The sequence below is a fragment of the Bacillus sp. Au-Bac7 genome (assembly GCF_021341655.1).
Classification (GTDB): domain Bacteria; phylum Bacillota; class Bacilli; order Bacillales; family Cytobacillaceae; genus Niallia.
Genome location: NZ_JAJTTG010000001.1, coordinates 1,302,850 through 1,321,170, shown reverse-complemented (window position 1 = coordinate 1,321,170; position 18,321 = coordinate 1,302,850). Strand labels below are relative to the sequence as shown.

At 38.3% G+C, this 18,321-nt stretch carries 19 protein-coding genes and 2 pseudogenes; 15 read left to right on the top strand and 6 right to left on the bottom strand.

The features are described 5' to 3' along the window. The first annotated feature begins 1 nt into the window (after window position 1). From LXM54_RS06935 to LXM54_RS06930, 3 genes and pseudogenes are all read left to right on the top strand, one after another. Entirely contained in the window at window positions 2-391 is a 390-nt protein-coding gene (locus tag LXM54_RS06935; RefSeq protein WP_233314326.1) for a RicAFT regulatory complex protein RicA family protein, read from the top strand. Between the two features lie 81 nt (window positions 392-472). Further along, window positions 473-595, top strand: coding sequence for a hypothetical protein (locus LXM54_RS27920; protein ID WP_267913295.1), 123 nt, complete (start codon window positions 473-475; stop codon window positions 593-595). Window positions 596-664: 69 nt separating this feature from the next. Beyond that, window positions 665-1,019 (top strand): annotated as a pseudogene (locus tag LXM54_RS06930) (IS3 family transposase); the annotation flags it as partial. 63 nt (window positions 1,020-1,082) lie between these two features. Here LXM54_RS06930 and LXM54_RS06925 read toward each other — a convergent pair. The 3 genes from LXM54_RS06925 to LXM54_RS06915 form a co-directional block, all read right to left on the bottom strand. Continuing rightward, the gene (locus LXM54_RS06925; protein ID WP_233314325.1) at window positions 1,083-1,427 is read right to left on the bottom strand and encodes a hypothetical protein; all 345 of its coding nucleotides are present in this window, start codon (window positions 1,425-1,427) and stop codon (window positions 1,083-1,085) included. Between the two features lie 107 nt (window positions 1,428-1,534). Further along, window positions 1,535-1,804, bottom strand: a complete 270-nt coding sequence (locus tag LXM54_RS06920; RefSeq protein ID WP_185766892.1) for a hypothetical protein — start codon at window positions 1,802-1,804, stop codon at window positions 1,535-1,537. Between the two features lie 38 nt (window positions 1,805-1,842). Then, window positions 1,843-2,223: a hypothetical protein gene (locus tag LXM54_RS06915; protein WP_233314324.1), complete on the bottom strand. Its 381-nt coding sequence runs from the start codon at window positions 2,221-2,223 to the stop codon at window positions 1,843-1,845. A 643-nt stretch (window positions 2,224-2,866) separates the two neighbouring features. Here LXM54_RS06915 and LXM54_RS06910 point away from each other — a divergent pair. Further along, a complete protein-coding gene (locus LXM54_RS06910) occupies window positions 2,867-3,391 on the top strand; it encodes an SRPBCC family protein (protein ID WP_233314323.1) in 525 nt (174 codons plus the stop codon). 52 nt (window positions 3,392-3,443) lie between these two features. Here the strand turns inward: LXM54_RS06910 and LXM54_RS06905 are convergent, their stop codons facing one another. Then, a complete protein-coding gene (locus LXM54_RS06905; RefSeq protein ID WP_233314322.1) occupies window positions 3,444-4,217 on the bottom strand; it encodes a class I SAM-dependent methyltransferase in 774 nt (257 codons plus the stop codon). A 125-nt stretch (window positions 4,218-4,342) separates the two neighbouring features. Here LXM54_RS06905 and LXM54_RS06900 point away from each other — a divergent pair, with 125 nt between their 5' ends. After that, window positions 4,343-5,206 carry a LysR family transcriptional regulator gene (locus LXM54_RS06900; protein ID WP_233314321.1) on the top strand — a complete coding sequence of 288 codons (864 nt, stop codon included), beginning with the start codon at window positions 4,343-4,345 and terminating at the stop codon, window positions 5,204-5,206. Between the two features lie 8 nt (window positions 5,207-5,214). Here the strand turns inward: LXM54_RS06900 and LXM54_RS06895 are convergent, their stop codons facing one another. After that, window positions 5,215-5,475, bottom strand: coding sequence for a hypothetical protein (locus tag LXM54_RS06895; RefSeq protein WP_233314320.1), 261 nt, complete (start codon window positions 5,473-5,475; stop codon window positions 5,215-5,217). Between the two features lie 162 nt (window positions 5,476-5,637). Here LXM54_RS06895 and LXM54_RS06890 point away from each other — a divergent pair, with 162 nt between their 5' ends. Together LXM54_RS06890 and LXM54_RS06885 are read left to right on the top strand one after the other, a co-directional pair. After that, the gene (locus tag LXM54_RS06890) at window positions 5,638-6,378 is read left to right on the top strand and encodes a MurR/RpiR family transcriptional regulator (RefSeq protein ID WP_233314319.1); all 741 of its coding nucleotides are present in this window, start codon (window positions 5,638-5,640) and stop codon (window positions 6,376-6,378) included. A 179-nt stretch (window positions 6,379-6,557) separates the two neighbouring features. Then, window positions 6,558-8,012 (top strand): glycoside hydrolase family 1 protein, encoded by a 1,455-nt coding sequence (locus tag LXM54_RS06885; RefSeq protein WP_233314318.1) that lies wholly within the window; start codon window positions 6,558-6,560, stop codon window positions 8,010-8,012. 33 nt (window positions 8,013-8,045) lie between these two features. Here LXM54_RS06885 and LXM54_RS06880 read toward each other — a convergent pair whose 3' ends face one another. Further along, window positions 8,046-9,164 carry a GerAB/ArcD/ProY family transporter gene (locus LXM54_RS06880; protein WP_233314317.1) on the bottom strand — a complete coding sequence of 373 codons (1,119 nt, stop codon included), beginning with the start codon at window positions 9,162-9,164 and terminating at the stop codon, window positions 8,046-8,048. 330 nt (window positions 9,165-9,494) lie between these two features. Here LXM54_RS06880 and LXM54_RS06875 point away from each other — a divergent pair, with 330 nt between their 5' ends. The 8 genes and pseudogenes from LXM54_RS06875 to LXM54_RS06845 all read left to right on the top strand — a co-directional run bounded on the left by LXM54_RS06875 (window position 9,495) and on the right by LXM54_RS06845 (window position 18,319). Beyond that, complete coding sequence (locus LXM54_RS06875) at window positions 9,495-10,949, top strand: diadenylate cyclase (RefSeq protein WP_233314316.1); 1,455 nt, start codon at window positions 9,495-9,497, stop codon at window positions 10,947-10,949. 78 nt (window positions 10,950-11,027) lie between these two features. Beyond that, complete coding sequence (locus LXM54_RS06870) at window positions 11,028-11,690, top strand: hypothetical protein (RefSeq protein ID WP_233314315.1); 663 nt, start codon at window positions 11,028-11,030, stop codon at window positions 11,688-11,690. Between the two features lie 200 nt (window positions 11,691-11,890). Then, a complete protein-coding gene (locus LXM54_RS06865) occupies window positions 11,891-13,504 on the top strand; it encodes a DUF1593 domain-containing protein (RefSeq protein ID WP_233314314.1) in 1,614 nt (537 codons plus the stop codon). Window positions 13,505-13,684: 180 nt separating this feature from the next. Next, a pseudogene (locus LXM54_RS28450) lies at window positions 13,685-14,452 on the top strand (cache domain-containing protein); the annotation flags it as partial. Then, window positions 14,447-15,394 (top strand): methyl-accepting chemotaxis protein, encoded by a 948-nt coding sequence (locus LXM54_RS28445; RefSeq protein WP_442780432.1) that lies wholly within the window; start codon window positions 14,447-14,449, stop codon window positions 15,392-15,394. The pseudogene LXM54_RS28450 and the gene LXM54_RS28445, both read left to right, overlap by 6 nt. A 118-nt stretch (window positions 15,395-15,512) precedes the next feature. Continuing rightward, the gene (locus LXM54_RS06855; RefSeq protein ID WP_233314312.1) at window positions 15,513-16,574 is read left to right on the top strand and encodes a C45 family autoproteolytic acyltransferase/hydolase; all 1,062 of its coding nucleotides are present in this window, start codon (window positions 15,513-15,515) and stop codon (window positions 16,572-16,574) included. Between the two features lie 87 nt (window positions 16,575-16,661). After that, complete coding sequence (locus LXM54_RS06850; protein ID WP_233314311.1) at window positions 16,662-17,207, top strand: short-chain dehydrogenase; 546 nt, start codon at window positions 16,662-16,664, stop codon at window positions 17,205-17,207. A 116-nt stretch (window positions 17,208-17,323) separates the two neighbouring features. After that, window positions 17,324-18,319 carry an AraC family transcriptional regulator gene (locus LXM54_RS06845; protein WP_233314310.1) on the top strand — a complete coding sequence of 332 codons (996 nt, stop codon included), beginning with the start codon at window positions 17,324-17,326 and terminating at the stop codon, window positions 18,317-18,319. Window positions 18,320-18,321: the final 2 nt, after the last annotated feature.

Here is an 18,321-nt window from a genome sequence, read left to right as displayed (position 1 = left end):
GATGGCTAAATATTCTAAAGAAGAAATATTGAAGCGGACAGAAGAGCTTGCCAAAATGATTCAGGAAACAGAAGAGGTTGATTTTTACATACGTGCGGAAAAACAAATCAACCAAAACAGTAAAGTGAATGACCGAATTGCTCAGATTAAAAAGCTGCAGAAGCAAGCAGTAAATTTGCAGCATTATGGAAAAATCTCAGCACTGAAGGAAACAGAAGCGAAGATTGATGCACTTCAAGCAGAAATTGACGAGATACCGATCGTATCAGAATTTAAAGAATCACAAAAAATTGTCAATGACATGCTGCAGCTCGTGACGAAAACAATTGCCAACAATGTTGTTGATTCCTTTGATGATATAAATACAACAAACAAAAATAAGCTTCATTAAGAAGCATGTTAAAAAGCCAACAATGTTGAACTGCGCCCCAATTGGTAGACACTGTCTAACAATTGGAGGTGCAGTTTTTTTATGACTAAATATACAAGTGATATAAAATTAAATATTGTCCAAGGCTTCAACCCGAAAGTAATTGCCACTAATGGATACTGCATTCTTTTTAAAATCCCTAGTTATACAATGGTGTATAATTAGCAGAGATAAATGAAGGTTGGCGATATAGAAGCCCCTGAACCGCAAGAAAAGGGGCATCCATCCGTAAAAAAACCAACCTATTCACTTGTTTCGGAGATGTTAGAGAAAGCCCTTGAACGTTCACCAGAAGAGCAAATCAGATCAAGGCTGGCATTACCAGATGAAAACAATATCATCATGCCCTCCAAAAAAGAGGAATGAAACAAAGTATGTCTCATAAAGGAAACTGTTACGATAGCTCAGTGATGGAGAATTTCTTCGGGATGATGAAATCAGAATTCCTTTAATATAAGGAATTCGAATATGTAGAACATCTTAAATAAGAACCTTGAAAAATATATGGAATAGTATAATGCCAAACGGATAAGGCAAATTCAAAATGAGTCCGGTACAATACCGAACTCATTTTGAGCAAGCTGTCTGATGAAATAACCGTACCTAACTTTTAGGGGTCACTTCCATGTTGTTGGCTTTTTATCTTTTACAGTTATTTATTATTAAGAATGTTGATTGCTTGCAGGAACGCTTTCCTGTATTCCTGCTGTTCCTTCATTGCAGTCTCGAGAGTAGTCAGCAAGGATTTGTTTAGCTGTCTTGTTTCTCTGTCTCGATTGTTACTTTGCTGAATAGTATTTAAAAGAAAGGTGTAAACAAGCATTAAGCTCGAATAATTGTCCACATAGGTTAAACTGACTGCACTGCCCCCATTTCCTCCTTCTGCGTGTGTGTTGACAGAAGGTGCTCCTGATTCAAGGATTTTGTCAACAAGCTCCTCTGGCACGCCTAATTCCTGCAGCTTTTCCTTCGTTAAGCCAATGTTCTTTTCCGCCATGTTCCCACTTCCTTTCGTTTATGTAATATATATAAGATAAGAAGGGCAGTCATGCCCATAATTGACGAATCAATCACGGAAATGCTGCCCGGAAATTTTGATTAGTATTAAGCTTCGTTCACCTGTTCAGGGTTGTTCTCGTTGAAAGAAACAGCAGTAGCATCACCAGCACTGTTTGCATTTACAAGAATTCCGCCAATGAAGAAGTTCAACAAGTTTACACCTACAGCAGCTCCTCCAGCAGCACCAGCAGCAGAAAATTGGTTAGCTAGGTTACCGTTACCTTGAGTAGCGTTTGTAAATGCACGAAGTTCTGTACCGTTACCAGAGCCAGAACGGCTTCTTTTGTGAGAATCAGATGTGCATCCAGACAACATATGATTTCACCTCCTTTCAAGCAACATTTCTTTTTTTGTTATTTCTTTATGAAATTAGAAAGGTCTAATGAGAAAAGTGATTTTCCATTTACATTTACTTTTAAATTTCCTTCCTCATTTGAAGCGTCAATGACAGGTAGCTTTTCTTTCAGCTTGCTGAGGTTATCCTCATTCAGCAAGTCTTTAATGGAATTAATATTTAGTGTATTGACTGCTTTTTCCTTTATCGCATCCACACTTTTATTCGCAACAGTGTCTGTGACCTTGCTGCTGAGCTTTTTTGCCAAGCCGCCCATTTCTTCTGTCATCTTGTTCATGAACTGCTCCACATATGCTGCTCTTTCTTCATTTGAAACTTCTTTTCCATTTACATTAAACTTTAAATCGAATTGATCTTTTATATTGAATTTCCCTGCCAACTCCCTCACCCCCTTGCCGTATAGTACAGTATATAAAAACGAGACCAAGCTGTATCCGCGAATTAATCAGTGCAAACGCATATTTTTAAGACAACAATACAAATAAGCCTTGTTTGAAAGCGTTCTTGAACCTTAAAAAACAACAAAAGGGTTAGAGTTTTCAGCATTTGCTGCTTAACATCACTGCTTTTTTCTTTATTTTTATATTTATCATTCATTTTTATTGAGCCACTTGCCTTTGCAGTCAGACTGTCAGGTGCAAGTTGTTCGACAGGGAAGAGTATGAAGAAGGGCGAAGAGGAGCAGCAGTCATTTACTGCAAGCCTCATAAATAAAGCGCCGAATATAGAAGACACTTGAGTATGTGAAAAAGCAGGAACAAAGTGATGATCCATTTATCAGCAGAGAGGGGCACTCATCTATATGAAGAAGTTTGTAGTGTTCATCCTTGTGCCGAAGATGCCTTAACATAAAGAATCACAGTTGAATGGTTATCCGTACACAGCTCCTGTTCAACCCTCGTGCCGCATACTAAGTTCATCGTGTGACACAGCAGGATTTCAATGAGTATTGCTAGAATGTAAACGATAGGAAACTTATCTTTGCTGCTAGAAAAACAGGATCAAATATTTGGAGGTATGTTATGTCTGAAAAGCAAACTTTTGAGCATATAGTCTATTACACGGAAGGTAATAATCTTGTAATAGAGAGAAAGTTTAAGGCACCTAGAGCAGCGGTTTTTAAGGCCTATTCCGACTCAGCACTGATAGAGGCTTGGTGGGGACCAGAGGGCTGGAAAACTAAAAATACAAGCTTTGAATTCAAGCAAAATGGCGTATGGCATTATTGCATGACTTGTACAGATGAAAATCAGGGAGATTTTTTTGGGCAGGAATCTTGGGGACTTGCAGTGTATAAGAAAATGGTTGCACCAGAAGTCATACTCTATACAGATGCGTTCTCAGATAAGGACGGAAATGTTGCTCCTGACATGCCGGAAATGCAGATCAGCGTCTTTTTCAAGGAAGAAAGCCAGCAAACACTTCTTGAAATTAAGAGCGGCTTTGCTTCAGAGGAAGCGCTGATGCAAGTGTTGGAAATGGGTGTTGTCCAAGGCATGGAATCCCAATTCTGCCGTCTGGACGAATTGCTTGCTAATGGCTTATAAACTAAACAAACAGAATGCCTTTAATAACAGCATTCTGTTTTTTATTTATTGTTTATTCCTTCATACCGATGACTCGAATTCGTTTATAGTCGGCTATCCATGTCCCATCCACATATAAATCTGCTCTTAATTTAGCTTCTACACTTTTAATAATCTTATTTTTTGTGCTCTCTGCCATTCCTGCAAAAAATGCTCCACCAAACATCTCCAGCCAGTTATACAGACCGTTTTCACCAATAAAAGGTGTTGGCCTGTCAAAATGCTGTGCATAAATACAGCGGAATCCTATTTGCTCCATTTTGGTTGTATACTCAGCAATACTCGGGAAATACCAGGGATACTTATCCCAGTCAAAGGTCAACCCGCAAGCAGCGATTTCTGATAGAACTGCCTCTGAAATCTTTTGCACATTGCCTTTTCCACCGAATTCGGCAACAAACCTTCCTCCTTGCTTTAAACTTGTATAAATGGAAGCTAATGCTTGCTCAGGAGGCTTAACCCAATGAAGTGTCGCATTGGAAAAAACAGCATCAAATTCCTCGGTATATGGAAGGTTTGTCGCATCGCCTACAAGGAAGTTCAGATGAGGGTACTTCTTTTTTGCGGTAGCAATCATATTCGGCGAGTTATCCATGCCAAGAACTTCACAGTTGCTCGCAGATAACTTGTTTGCCAAATCTCCTGTGCCGCAGCCAAGATCCAATATTTTTTCCCCAGCTTTCGGGGCAAGGAGGCTGACTAAATCACCTCCGTAGTTTGATACGAATGAATGTTTTTCATCGTATAAGCCTGCATTCCACATGTCTTGCTTACTTATGCTGTTCATCGTCTTTCCCCTTTCTTTCGTATATGTATATTTCTGTAATTAGATTATAATGGGAATAACATTGTTTGGAAATTAACAAAAAACGAAGGAATTAATAACGGATAGTTATTAGAGAGTAGGTTAACATGGATATTAAATGGCTTAAAACGTTTATTGTTGCTGCAAAGCATGAGAATTTTCGCATCGCATCAGAGGAGCTGTTTTTGACACAGCCTGCTGTCACAAAGCATATTAAAAGATTGGAAGAAACATTGCATACAGAATTGTTTGATAGAATCGGCAAAAGTATTTCGCTCACATCAGCTGGTCATCATTTTCTGCCCCTTGCTATGGAAATGATGGATAAATATGAGCAAGGCTTGGAGAGTTTTGAATCGTGGAAGCAAGGTTATGTAAAAAAACTGACTATCGCAGCAGCACCGCAAATCGCTTCAAGCATTTTGCCGTCGATTTTACGCAGCTTTATGGACCAATACCCGGATATTGAGGTACTTGTCCGCGTGGTGAGCTCCTATGAAATGGGGGAAGAAATCAGCCTATTAAAAGCAGATATCGGATTATCACGTTTAAAGCCTATCCAAGCTAGTCTACATGTCGAAACCCTTCATGAAGATAAAGTAATGCTTATAGCGCCTCCTCAAAAGCAAATGGAGGAAGGGGAAGTGCTAAAAAAATATAGGTTAATTACGCATAATCATCCAGAATATTGGGAGGATCTGCTACATGTCATTAAAAGAAATTATCCTGCTGTCAGGACGATGATGGTAAATCAAATGGAAATAACGAAGCGATTTATAGGAATTGGACTCGGTGTATCTTATCTGCCTTACACGACTGTTATGGAAGAAATAAAGGAAGCCAGGCTAATGGAAGTAAAGGCGGATAAAATATCGCCTCCAGCATCAACTACCTATTTATTGTCGAAGGTGACAACAAAGGAGGCAAATTTATTCATTTCGTTTTTAAAAAGACAGATTGCGACCATGTAGGAGAACGGCTATAAGTTCTCTGCTAGAATAATTTTTTCTAGTTCTCTATGAAAATGCAGCTTTTGAACATGGTCAGCTAGAATCTTGTTTACATCCGTTTCTTTTATGAATGCACGAACAGCACTATTCATTTGCAGCATTGTTCCATATTTGTTTAAAAGCTGCATATACATTGTCTCTTTTTGAAGCAGCTTGTATTTTTTATAAAGTGATCGAGAGGGCGAAGCGGAAAAAATACCTATTATCAGGCTGAACAATAAATCTAACAATTTCATGCAACTCCGTTTATATTAAAGTTTTTTGTCTTTGTTACTATCTACGTGCAAGCAGTCAAAGAAGTTTCTTTATTAAAAGAAAATAATAGTTTTGCTTACTCCAAAAGTTTCAGCAAGTGTGAATAGTATGGTAGAATTGCATTCGAGGTGGTAAAAATGGAGCAGCTGATTTATACGCTGTTGGCATATATCAACAATTCCTTGAACAAGGATATTAATTATCATGTAGCAAGAGGTCTTCTTGAACATATTCATGAGATTGAAAGCTTCTCACTCGAAAGCGCTGCAGATGCTTGTCATGTGGCACCATCTACGATTAACCGCTTTTGTAAGAGAATTGGATTCCGGAATTTTTCTAGCATGCGCAACAGTGTCAATATCCCAATTGATGCATCACTTAACGAAACGAATCATACTCCACTACATACACATGAACTGTTTCAGCAATTAAACGAAAATCTTGCCATGATTGATCAAATACCGCTAGAGCAGATTGATCGCATTGCAACACGTATCAAAAAATCAAAAAGAATCATCATACTAGGTTTTGAGAAATATCAAGTCCAAGCGATGGAACTGCAGAAGAAGTTGCTTCTTTTAGGTAAGCTGAGTGAGTGCGGCACCAATTTCTTTAAACAAATGGATGCATTAGCAGAGCTCGGCGAGGATGACCTCATTATTACGATTTCCATTCAAGGGAATATATTTTCTGCCTATTTTCCATTTATTGAAAAATTCAAGGCTGCACAAGGTCAAAAGCTCCTTATAACGTTTTCGGACGAGCTTGGTAAATTAGGCGTTTTCGATGAAATCATCCAATGTGGCAAAATAGAAAACTCAAGCGTGAGCAGTTATACACTTCTGAGGCTGTTTGATGTGCTCTTTTTCCGCTATTAACTGGTCTCATTCAGACCAGTTCCCCCCGTTGACAGCAGATAGGTGTTGGTCTATCAGCTTTAATTCTTAGTGACGTGAATAATAGTTTTTATAAAGCCAATAAGCTGGTCTTAATCAGACCAGTTTTTCTTGTGGAATACTAGTATCATAGATTTATAAACATACTAGGAGGCATTGATATGAAAAAAAGTCATTTTCCTGAAGGATTTTTATGGGGCGGAGCAACAGCAGCTAATCAGCTCGAAGGGGCTTATAATGAAGGCGGAAAAGGATTATCTATTTTCGATATGGTAGCATTCGTGCCGAAGGAAGAAAGAAATCATGAAATTGAAATGGATGTAAGAAGTGAAGAGGAATTAGAAGAGCTGCTTGCTGGAAAAGGCGGAGATAACTTCCCAAAACGCCGCGGCATTGATTTCTATCATCGTTATAAGGAAGATATTGCGCTTTTTGCGGAAATGGGCTTCAAAACATTCCGTATGTCGATTTCTTGGCCGCGTATTTTTCCAAATGGAGATGAAACGGTACCGAATGAAGAGGGCCTAGCATTTTATGACAGAGTGTTTGATGAACTGCAAAAATACGGAATTGAGCCATTAGTAACATTGTCTCATTATGAGCTTCCACTGAATCTTGTGCAGAAGTATAATGGCTGGACTGACCGCAGATTAGTAGACTATTTTGTGCATTATGCTGAAACCGTCTTCAACCGTTATAAAGATAAAGTGAAATACTGGCTGACATTTAATGAGATCAATATTTCCACAATTTCACCGTATATCGGCAGCGGTATCCTCGTAGACCGTGTTGAAAACCGTGAACAGGCTGTTTACCAAGCACTTCACCATCAATTTGTGGCAAGTGCAAGAGCAGTTAAAGCTTGTCACGAAATCATTCCAGGTGCGCAGATAGGCTGTATGCTTGCCCGCATGGAAACATATGCTGAAACATGCAATCCAGATGATGTGCTTGCAGCATTGGATGAAGACCAAAAAAATCTTTTCTTCACAGACGTACAAGTGCGCGGTTATTATCCTAGCTATATGAACCGTTATTTCGAGGAAAATGATATCAAGATTGAAATGCTTCCAGGTGATGAAGAAATTCTGCTTCAGCATCCAGTTGATTTCTTGTCCTTCAGCTATTACATGACAATGGTATCAAGTGGTTCACCTGATAAAATGAAAGAAAAAGGTAACTTCTTTAGCGGCATTCCAAATCCTTATTTAGAAGCATCTGATTGGGGCTGGCAAATCGATCCGAAAGGATTGCGCATTACGTTGAAGAAAATGTATGACCGTTACCAAGTACCATTGTTCATTGTTGAGAATGGATTGGGTGCTTATGATAAAGTAGAGGAAGACGGCACTATTCAGGATGACTACCGAATTGATTACTTGCGTGCTCATATTGAACAAATGGGCGAAGCGATTAAAGATGGCGTAGATGTAATGGGCTACACTAGCTGGGGCTGTATTGATTTAATCAGTGCAGGTACGTCTGAAATGTCTAAGCGCTACGGCTTTATCTATGTAGATCAAGACGATTATGGCAATGGTACATTGGAAAGAAAGAAGAAAAAATCGTTTGACTGGTACAAAAATGTTATTTCCACAAACGGGGCAGAACTATAATTAAAATTAACGCCTTCTCACATGGAGAAGGCGTTAATTTTTGCTAGCAGGAATTTTATCCCTTTTGCTTGGTGCTTTTTTTACTAACAGGATGAACAATATAATTATGGGGATAAAAAATTGCAGCGGCAAGTTTAGAAAATAAGGAATAACCTGAAATCCCTCGAGGACATGATCCGCAATTCCCCGTGCAATAAATACCGTAAATAGCGTAATAATGCACATAATCGGCATAGTAAAATATCGATACGGAATTTTACATACATATTCTAGTCCCTTTAATCCAGCAAACATAAACACAGAGCTTTTCACCAATATGCCGAGCAAGATAATAAATGCTGTTATCGCATCAATTCTTTCGATAAATTCCCCAATTGCAACTAAGCGGGTTGCGCTTAACAGCGGAAAAGTCGCTCTTGATGCGATATTGCTTCCTAATGCAAGGGTAACGATTAATGTCGCCACAGTCAGAAAAAAGCCTGACATAATAACACCAAAGATTAACACATTATTGCTTTTTTTGAAGTTAGCAAGCAAAGGAAATATACAAGTAAATGCAATTATTTGGCCGTATGGGCGCACAAGCTCATATGGAAATATTACTTTCAAAAGCGGCTTAACTCCACCTTCGAGTATAGGTGTTATGTTTTCAACAGAGAAATTTCTGCTTGCATACAGAAAAACAGCCAGTAAGATGAAAAAAATAATCGAATACGGCGTGAATATTTCAGTGGTTCTTCCAAGTACTTCAATTCCTGAATATAGGATATAGGCAATTGTCAGCATAAGTGCTAATGTCTGAACTTCGATTGGTGTGTTTGGCAGAATAACCGTCGATGTCATTTCAATAAAATCTCTGATGACACGGGCAGCCATATAAAAAAAATAAACGATGTATACAAAGCTAATCAAGACAGCAAGCGGTCTCTTGAAACAATACTCCATCAGTTCATATAAGTTCTTTTCTGGTAAAAACGAATGCATATAGTGATAGGCTAGTACAATCGCTATCCCAATAATGCAAGAGATTAATACAACAATCCAAGCGTCCTGCTTCCCTTTTAAACCGATACCAAGCACGACAGAGCTTCCCAAATTAAAGCAAATGACTAGGGCAAGCAGCTGATTTAATGAGATATTTTCCTTCATCATATGGGAAGTTTTCCCTCTTTCTTGGCCGATTTAGCCTTCTTGTACAAGAGTAGTATGTGTTAAAAATTTGTGATTATACTAATTGTTTCCATTCATCTATCTCGCTTATTAAAAGAGTAAAAAAGGCAGTAAAATCCTTCATTGTGAAAAGTATCAATATTTTTACTTTTCTGGTAAAATGAAATCATAAAAAATTTCCAAAAGAGAAAGCTCTAATGGTTGGCAAGTTTCCAATTACCGTTGTTGCAGCAAAAGTTTAACTTGTGTCTATTTTTAGTTTGAATCAAGTAATCTATCACTCACACAAAAACACTAATATCGGAGGCTTTTATGAGACAATACCAAACGCTCCAAGAGACTTATTCTTTTTCGGAAAGTTATCAAGAACAGTTAGCTGACACGATGCGAGAAACATTTGATATAGTATCGATTAAAGACAAACCGATTGTCAGTTTATTTAAATTAGATTATTCCCTTAATACTAAAAATAAAAAGCCGAGTTATAATACGCTGCAAGTAAATAACATAGCCATTATCTTCGACCCGGAGTATAACTATAAAATAGAAATGAATCAGAAGCATCGTTTTCCGCTTCGGTCCACTTCGTATTATTCGGAGGATGTGTCCTCTGATAATAAAGTAAAAGAATTCTTTAAGGATTATATCGACGACACGCTTACTGCGTTGTTTGCGAAAAGAAAGTCGGAAATAATAGACATCTTCTGCAGTTTCATAGAAAGTGAGAATACGGTTGTTATAGAAGTAGTGGAAATGAAAACAGGAGAGTTTAAAAAGTACAGAAACAGTGGATTTTTTCATCAATTAGTTTCAGATTCTATCGTATATGCGAGCAAGCCTCTTATTCATGAAGGAATGGAACATTATATTAGCACAAATAACATCGTCCGAAATGTTGCTGAGAAATATATTAGCAATACATTTTTATCCATTCTTGAAGTATTTGATTTAGCAATCTATCAAAAGTTAAATGAGATTGCGACGAGTTACTACGAAGGAGCTGAATGCTGCGGCAAGATCCTCTTTTGCAAGGAGAATGATATAGTTAACAGTGCTGTAATGTTTGTTGATAGAATGCCGCTCACTAATTATAAAGGCGTTCGTAAATTACTAGAGATAGCCCAAGAAAATATATATCTCCTATCTAATGGCAAGGAAATAATCGGTTTCATTGAATGGACTAAGGAGCTGAATAATCGCATAAACGGCTACTCTGTGACTTTTGTAAGTCATGCTAATTGGGATTTAGAAGAAACAGGAAATAGAAAGAAAAAGATATTTCATGTTAGTTATGGCATTCCCCAATTCCCAAAAGCGCCTTTAGAAGAAGCGGAATTTGCAGCATGCTTCAATCAAGCCTTTTCGAATCGGTATCATTACCGAGCGATTTGGGATTTGTGTACACAAGCTAAAAATCAACAAAAAGGTACGATGCTCGTTATTTCAGAACAAGCTGCAGCAGAGGCTAGCCGCCTGTCGAATCAATGCATACGCTTAGAATATAAAGCAGATAACAAAAATTTCTTCAGCTCTATCAAACATATTTCCGCTATTGATGGAGCGGTGCTGCTTCATCCAGATGGGAATTGTCATGCTATCGGTGTTATACTAGATGGCACTGCAGATACACGTTTCGGTGATCGATCAAGAGGTGCAAGATATAATTCTGCATATCGCTATTTACATAGTACTAAGTATAAAAATTGTCTTATTCTTGTAGTTTCAGAGGATGGAATGATTGATTTGATACATACGAATAAATTATAAGGAACAGCCTTGGGATAACAACCCAGGGCTTTCCTTTTTAGGATGATAAATAGTATAGAACGAATAGGGGGGCAACAAATGGAAACAACTACATTGTTTGTTGGAATTGATACAAATATTTCCTTACAAAGAAATTTAGATAAAAGAAAAAAACGGCAAATTAAGAGGACAGATTTAATAGAACTAACTCCGAATGTTTCTTATGCCTCGTACAGAAAAGACGAGACGATAATCCGTACCTATTTTTTAAAAAAAGAAGTTATTTTATTTGTTGAAGTAACACCCTTTATAAAGGAAATGGAAGAAATCTTTGGAATATGCAGTTCTGACTTGGATGTGATCACTACAGATCTATCACATGAAGCCCTTATACCAAAATTTGAGCATGTGTTAAAAGAGTATGAAAACCAAACGAGGCACTTTCCTATACTTCATGCATACGGGCAAAAATCCTGGCATGATGAAGCCTTGATTGTTGCTAATAAGGAGGCATTAATAAAGCTGAAAAATGCCATTGATGTTGCCTTAAAGTATGGAGAAGGACGCCTCTCTGCATCAACAAGTGATGGTGAAGGATATGACCTATACGTAAAATGTCTTAATGGGGATGCAGAAACGAATGAAGTTTGGAGAAATTTGGAGCTGCCTTATCATGACAGAGAGATGTATGCTCCACAGGAGGAAGAAGTCGATCCATACTCTATAAATTCTGTTTACAGCCAACTTTTGAACAGGCAGTAAACCAGCAAAAATAGGCTAATAGTAAGATGAAAACGCTATATTGATAAGGTAGAATATCGTTGTAAACGCTTAAAATACATATGGACATTAGGAATGTTACCTAACGGGCATAACCTAAACAAATGCATGGCTACCGTGTGTTTGTTTAGGTTTTTTGTTTTTCTCCCGTTAGGTAATCTTCTAAAATCCAAAAAGAGGGGATGAAAAGGATGAAAGGAAAAGGGTTAATTACTTTGTTGCTGATATTTGCTATCATTGCAGCGGGCTGTTCAAACAGCAAAGAGGAAACTAATTCATCTAACGAAACAAAAACAGAAAACAGCAGTGACAGCAAACCAGCTGAAAAGCAAAAAGCCAGAACGGTTATTACAACAGATGGCGAAGTGGATGATATGAACTCTGTACTCCGCTACTTAGTGTATGCCAATGAGATGGATTTAGAAGGAATTGTGCTGACAAGCTCTGTCTACCATTATGCAGGTGATAAAGCAAAAGGAATTGAACCTTTTAGATGGACAGGGACCCAATGGCTTACAGATATGATTAATGCGTACGAAGAGGGTTATCCTAATTTGGTGAAGCATGCTGACGGCTATCCTGAACCAGATTACTTACGCAGCATTACAAAAATCGGTAATATTTCTAATGTAGGGGAAATGGAAGAAGAGACAGAGGGATCTGAGTTCTTGAAGGAACTGTTCCTCCATGATGATGATAGTGATTTATATGTGCAAACATGGGGTGGAACAAATACAACGGCCCGTGCATTGAAATCGATTGAAGAAGAATATAGCAAAACAGATGATTGGGAGAAAATTAAATCGAAAGTAAGCGATAAGCTTGTTTTATATATCATTTTGGACCAGGATGACAGCTATAGTAAATATATTGCTAAAAACTGGCCAGATATCCGCATCATTAATGATACCTCGAATTTCTGGCATTTTGCATATGCGTGGAAATTACATTCTGAGGAATTAAACACAAAGCTTACTGGTGATTGGCATAAAGAAAATATTGTCGGTCATGGTCCGTTAATGGATATGTATGCATTAATGGGTGACGGCAAGATGATTGATGGAGAGCTTTTCGAGGAGCAGCGCGGTACGGAAGAATACTTACAGAAAAATCCTCAATATCAAAAGTATGATTTTATTTCAGAAGGTGATTCTCCATCCTTCTTCTACTTAATCGACAATGGACTAAGAAGCTTGGAGGACCCGACATATGGAGGCTGGGGCGGCCGCTTTGACGCTGTGAGCAGCAAGGTGTATAAAAACACTGTTACAGACTTTAATGTGTACGCAAACCGCTATGAAGCAGAGTATTCTTTAACACGCTGGTTTGATGATATACAAAGCGATTTTGCAGCAAGGGCAGATTGGCTGACTGCAGAAAGCTATGAGGATGCAAACCATAATCCAACAGTTGAGGTAGAAGAAGGTTTGGATTTGGCGGTTGAAAAGGGAGAGGAAGTGACGTTGCATGCTAATGGCAGCGATCCAGACGGTGATGAAATCTCCTATAAATGGTGGAGATATTTTGAAGCAGATACGTACGAAGAGTCAAAGGTAGCTAAGAACGACACAGTTTCAGATGTAACAGATGGTCTTCAGCTTGGCCTTCATCGTGAATTGGCAGAAGGAGAAGCAACGGATACGATTGAATTAACAGGCAAGGACACAAAAACAGTGAGCTTCACTGTGCCAAAAGATGCGAAATCTGGAGATACACTTCATATTATCGTAGAGGTGCAGGATGACGGTGCACATAAGCTTAAATACTATCAGCGTGTTATTCTAACTGTAAAATAAACAATTGTCTAAAGGCGGTGGAAGCTATTCTGCCGTCTTTTTTCCTATTGTATAGAAGTTATGGAAACTCCTTCCTCTGTTGTACAACAATATTTTCAAATGAAGATGAAAAGTGATTAATTTTCACAAATTTGGACCGATACAACCATTAGCATCATTAAATTGCTAATTTTTTAAGGGATGGGAAAGTGTATGAAATTACAGCTTAAGATGAAATTAGGCACAAAGATTAACTTAATTGTTGTTGCCATTATTATTGTTTTATCCGTGGTAGTCGGGTATGTGGCAAATAGTGAGATTACAAGGGGAATAAAGGAGTTTGCAACAGAAAAAGCAAAAGGTGATCTTGCGCTTAGTTATAACTATGTAAATAGTGAATACCCTGGCGAGTGGAAAGCGGACGGAGATAAGCTTTTAAAAGGCGAGACAATAATCAATGATAATAATGAATTAGTCGACATAATTGGCAAGGACACGCACGATACAGTTACATTCTTCTTAGGTGATACAAGAATTGCGACGAATGTAATGACAGACGGCAAGCGGGCAACAGGTACACAAGCATCACAAGAAGTAATTGACACCGTTATTAATAATGGAGAAACATACTACGGCGAAGCAAATGTAGTCGGGAAAAACTATCAGACAGCCTATATGCCTCTGAAAAATGCAGCAGGGGAAGTTGTAGGTATCATGTATGTTGGTGCCTCAGAAGAAATGATTGATAATATCCTGTCTTCTTTCTTAACGAAATTTGTGATTGTATTAATCATTATGGTTGTTATTGCAGTGGCAGTCGTTCTTTTATTTACAAATTCAATAAGAAAAAGACTGAAAAAGCTTACTGCAGCCTTGGAGTTGGCAGGCAACGGCGATTTTACTTCAAAAGTGGAGGATAAATCGACTGATGAGCTGAGCCTATTATCTGTAAGCTATAATAAAATGACAGACAGTTTAAAATCGATGATGAATGAAGTTATCTCAACATCTGAACAGTTAGCTTCTTCTTCAGAACAGCTGACGGCAAGCTCAGAAGAGACAAGCAAAGCGACAGAAGTAATTACAGAATCAATCCAGCAGGTCGCAAATGGTGCAGACCAATCAGCATCAAATGTACAAGACAGTGCTGCTGCTCTTGTTGAAGTAACAGAAGGCATTCAATCAATTGCTGATAATGCTCAAGCAGTTTCCGATGTCGGCTTGAAGGCGACTGAAAAAGCGAAGAATGGCGGACTGTATGTGGATAAAACGGTTCAGAAAATCACTGAAATCAATCATTCTGTTGCCAAAACAGGGGAAGCGATTAAAAATTTGGACTCCCGTTCACAAGAAATCGAGAAAATTACTAATGTGATTACAGATATCGCTAATCAGACAAATTTACTAGCGTTGAATGCTGCAATTGAGGCTGCCAGAGCAGGGGAAAACGGAAAAGGCTTTGCTGTTGTTGCAGATGAAGTCAGAAAGCTTGCCGAACAGTCTCAAGCATCTTCTGCTCAAATATCAGCACTTATTAAGACAATCCAAGCAGATATGGTCCAATCTAATGCGTCAATGGAACAAGTGACATTGGATGTAAAAGAGGGCTTGGAAATCGTCGAGCAGACGAAAGCGAACTTTACAGAAATTATGGACTTTATGCAAAATCTTACAGAGCAAATTGAAGGAATGGCTCATACTTCGGAAATACTTGCTGCAGGCACACAAGAAGTGGCGACAACTGTTTCAGAGATACAAAATATTTCTGGACAAACATCGATGCATTCACAAAATGTTGCCGCCTCAGCAGAGGAGCAGCTAGCATCCATGGAAGAAATTGCTGCATCTGCTCAAGCTTTATCTCATTTAGCAGAGGACTTAAAAGAAGTAATCAGCAAGTTCAAAGTATAATTGATTGCCAGTCTCCAATAATTGGGGACTGGTTTTTCTGTATAGGTTAAAAGTATATCTCTTCCATTTCCCTCCTTTTCCAAGTATGCTAAAGAATAGCAGAGATGGGGGATATGAGATGAAAAAAGTTTATGCAGATGTCATGCAATTTCGTGGAACACATTATGACTTTGGTTATAAGCAAGGAGAATATTTTAAAGAATCAATCCTTGTAAAGAACAGGGAAAGGCAATGGAAGGTAAGAAAGCCGAAATTCAAGATAGATATCGAGGAAACCCGACTTATCTTTGCTAAATTCGCCCCGTTAATCTGGGAGGAATTTGAAGGCTTTCGTGATGCATTAGGATGGCCGATGGACAAGGTGCTCCTTGAATTTTGCGGCTATCGTCTTGATATTGACAAGTCAGGCTGTTCAATTTATGTCGGCGGTGATTATTTAATTCGAAACTATGATTATCATCCAAAAACATATGATGGCCGCTATACCATTTTTAAGCCGACTGACGGAGGATATGCCATCATCGGTCCAAGCCAAAGAGGCACAGGCAGAATGGATGGCATGAATGAACAAGGCTTGACGATGGGCTATAATTTCATGAACAGGAAGAAACCGGGCACGGGCTTTGTGTGCAATATGATCGGCAGGCTCATCTTAGAGCTTTGCAGTACGGCAGAAGAGGCGGCCGCTTTGCTCAAAGAAATTCCCCACCGTCATTCCTTTAGCTATGTATTGTTTGACAGAAGCTGTGAAACACCATTTATAGTGGAAACCTCTCCAAGAAGAGTGGAAGTGAGAAGAGGCTTTTCTTGTACAAACCATTTTAATATTATGACAGAAGAAAACCGCCATGTTCTAGATGATTCGAAAAGACGCCTCGAAATTATCGAGACCCATCAAACCAGTTTGATAGGTGGAAAGGAAGCCTTCAGTTTGTTGAATGACTCCAATGCAGGCATATTCTCCAATTTGTATGGAGCTTGGGCTGGAACCATTCATACTTCTGCTTATTTCCCTAAGGAAGGAAAAGCTTGGTTTGCACTTGGCGGTGACCAAGACCCAATTGAATTCAATTTTTCAAACTGGCTTAAAGGAGAAGACTTGCCGATTGAAAAGGTCGAAGGCTTGATTGATACAGATATCCCATTTGTTCATATGGAGCAAGCTGACTGGTATAAATAAACATGTGCACCTGCAATTAAAAAGACCATGGTTCTTTTAATTTGCAGGTGCCTTTTTTACAAACAAAATAATAAGGAGCGGGAATGAATGAAGCATGCATTAGTAGTAGGCGGGACAGGAATGCTTTCGGAAGTAACGATTTGGCTGGCAAAACAGGGTTATATCGTCTCTGTAATCGGAAGAAATAAACATAGAATGGACGAGATCAGAACCATTTGTCCAAATTCTATCATTCATCCAATTTTGGTTGATTACAGCAAGCTAGAAGATCTAGAGTCAGAATTGCGAAATACTATTCGTATTCATACCAATATTGAGTTAGTGGTTGCTTGGATTCATTCTTATGCAGAAGAAGCTGTTAACCTTATTATAGATACAGTTTCTAAGGATTCAAGCACTTGGCAGTTATTTCATGTGCTAGGAAGTAATGCAGATTTGCAAGTCTTGCAAAGCAGGCTTACAGACAAGCGAAATATGATATATCATCAAATTCAGCTAGGCTTTATGATGGATGATGGTCATTCACGCTGGCTGACGAATAAGGAGATAGCAAGTGGTGTAATCCAAGCTATGATACACAAGAAGTCTATTCATATAGTTGGAGTAACAGAGCCAAGGGAGCAAAGGCCATAAAAATATTTTTATTTGTGAGTGTTTTAGAGGTTTATATGATATATTTGAAGAAAAAGCAAAAGAAAATAAAAACAAACAAAGAAATATGTCTAAATCTACTAAAAAGGAGCCTGCCTGTGAATAGTGCTGAATTAAGAGCAAAGCTTGAAAGCTATAATAAGATGGACCCTCCAGACTGGAATTTTATCAAAACTACTTATCAGGTTGAACCGATTGCGACAATTAATGGCGAGCCGTTGTATGAATTTAATATGATATTTGATCCATCACATAATCCGATTGAAGATAATATCTTCCTGTCCCAATGTCCTGCAAATGCATATGTTCCCATGCATATTCATCAATATATTGAGCTGATATATGTGTATCAGGGCAAATGCAAAATCATTCTTCAAGATGATGCCATCGATATTCTGGAAGGAGGTATGATTATGATAGACAAAAATACTCCTCATACGGTACAGGCGACGACAAGCTATGATATTGTGATTGAAATTAAGCTGAAGCATGATTACTTGTCGACGAATTTCTTGAGCAGATTTACAAATAAAAGTATTATCTCACAGTTTTTAGTCGACTCTCTCATCGGCAGCAGAAGTGCTAATAAATATCTTTTTTTTCCGTTTGAAGCTAGCTCCAACTTTAATAACATTATGGAGCATATTATGTGTGAGTATTTTGATGAAGATGCTTTTACATCAGGCTTGATAGATGCCTATTTGTTTATTATGTTTACGGAGTTGATCCGGCACAGCAACAGCTATACAAGCATGAAGATGAACCATCGAACAGAAAGAGACGTAATTATTGTTGATTTTTTGAAATATATCGAAAACCATTGGAAGGACTGCAGCCTTGCTTTAATGTCAGAGCAATTTAAATATCACCCTAACTATATTTCTGCTATTCTAAAAAAAGCTACTGGCAAGTCGTTCACTGATTTGCTGCAAATTCAGCGGATTAATAAGGCTGCGCTTTATTTGACGAATTCGGATATGCCGATTCCAGACATTGCCGAAGAGGTTGGTTATTCAAGCGTTTCTTTTTTTTATAAAAAATTCAACGAAATTTTCCTTCAGACACCAAAGGAATACAGAGAGCAAAACCGTTAATG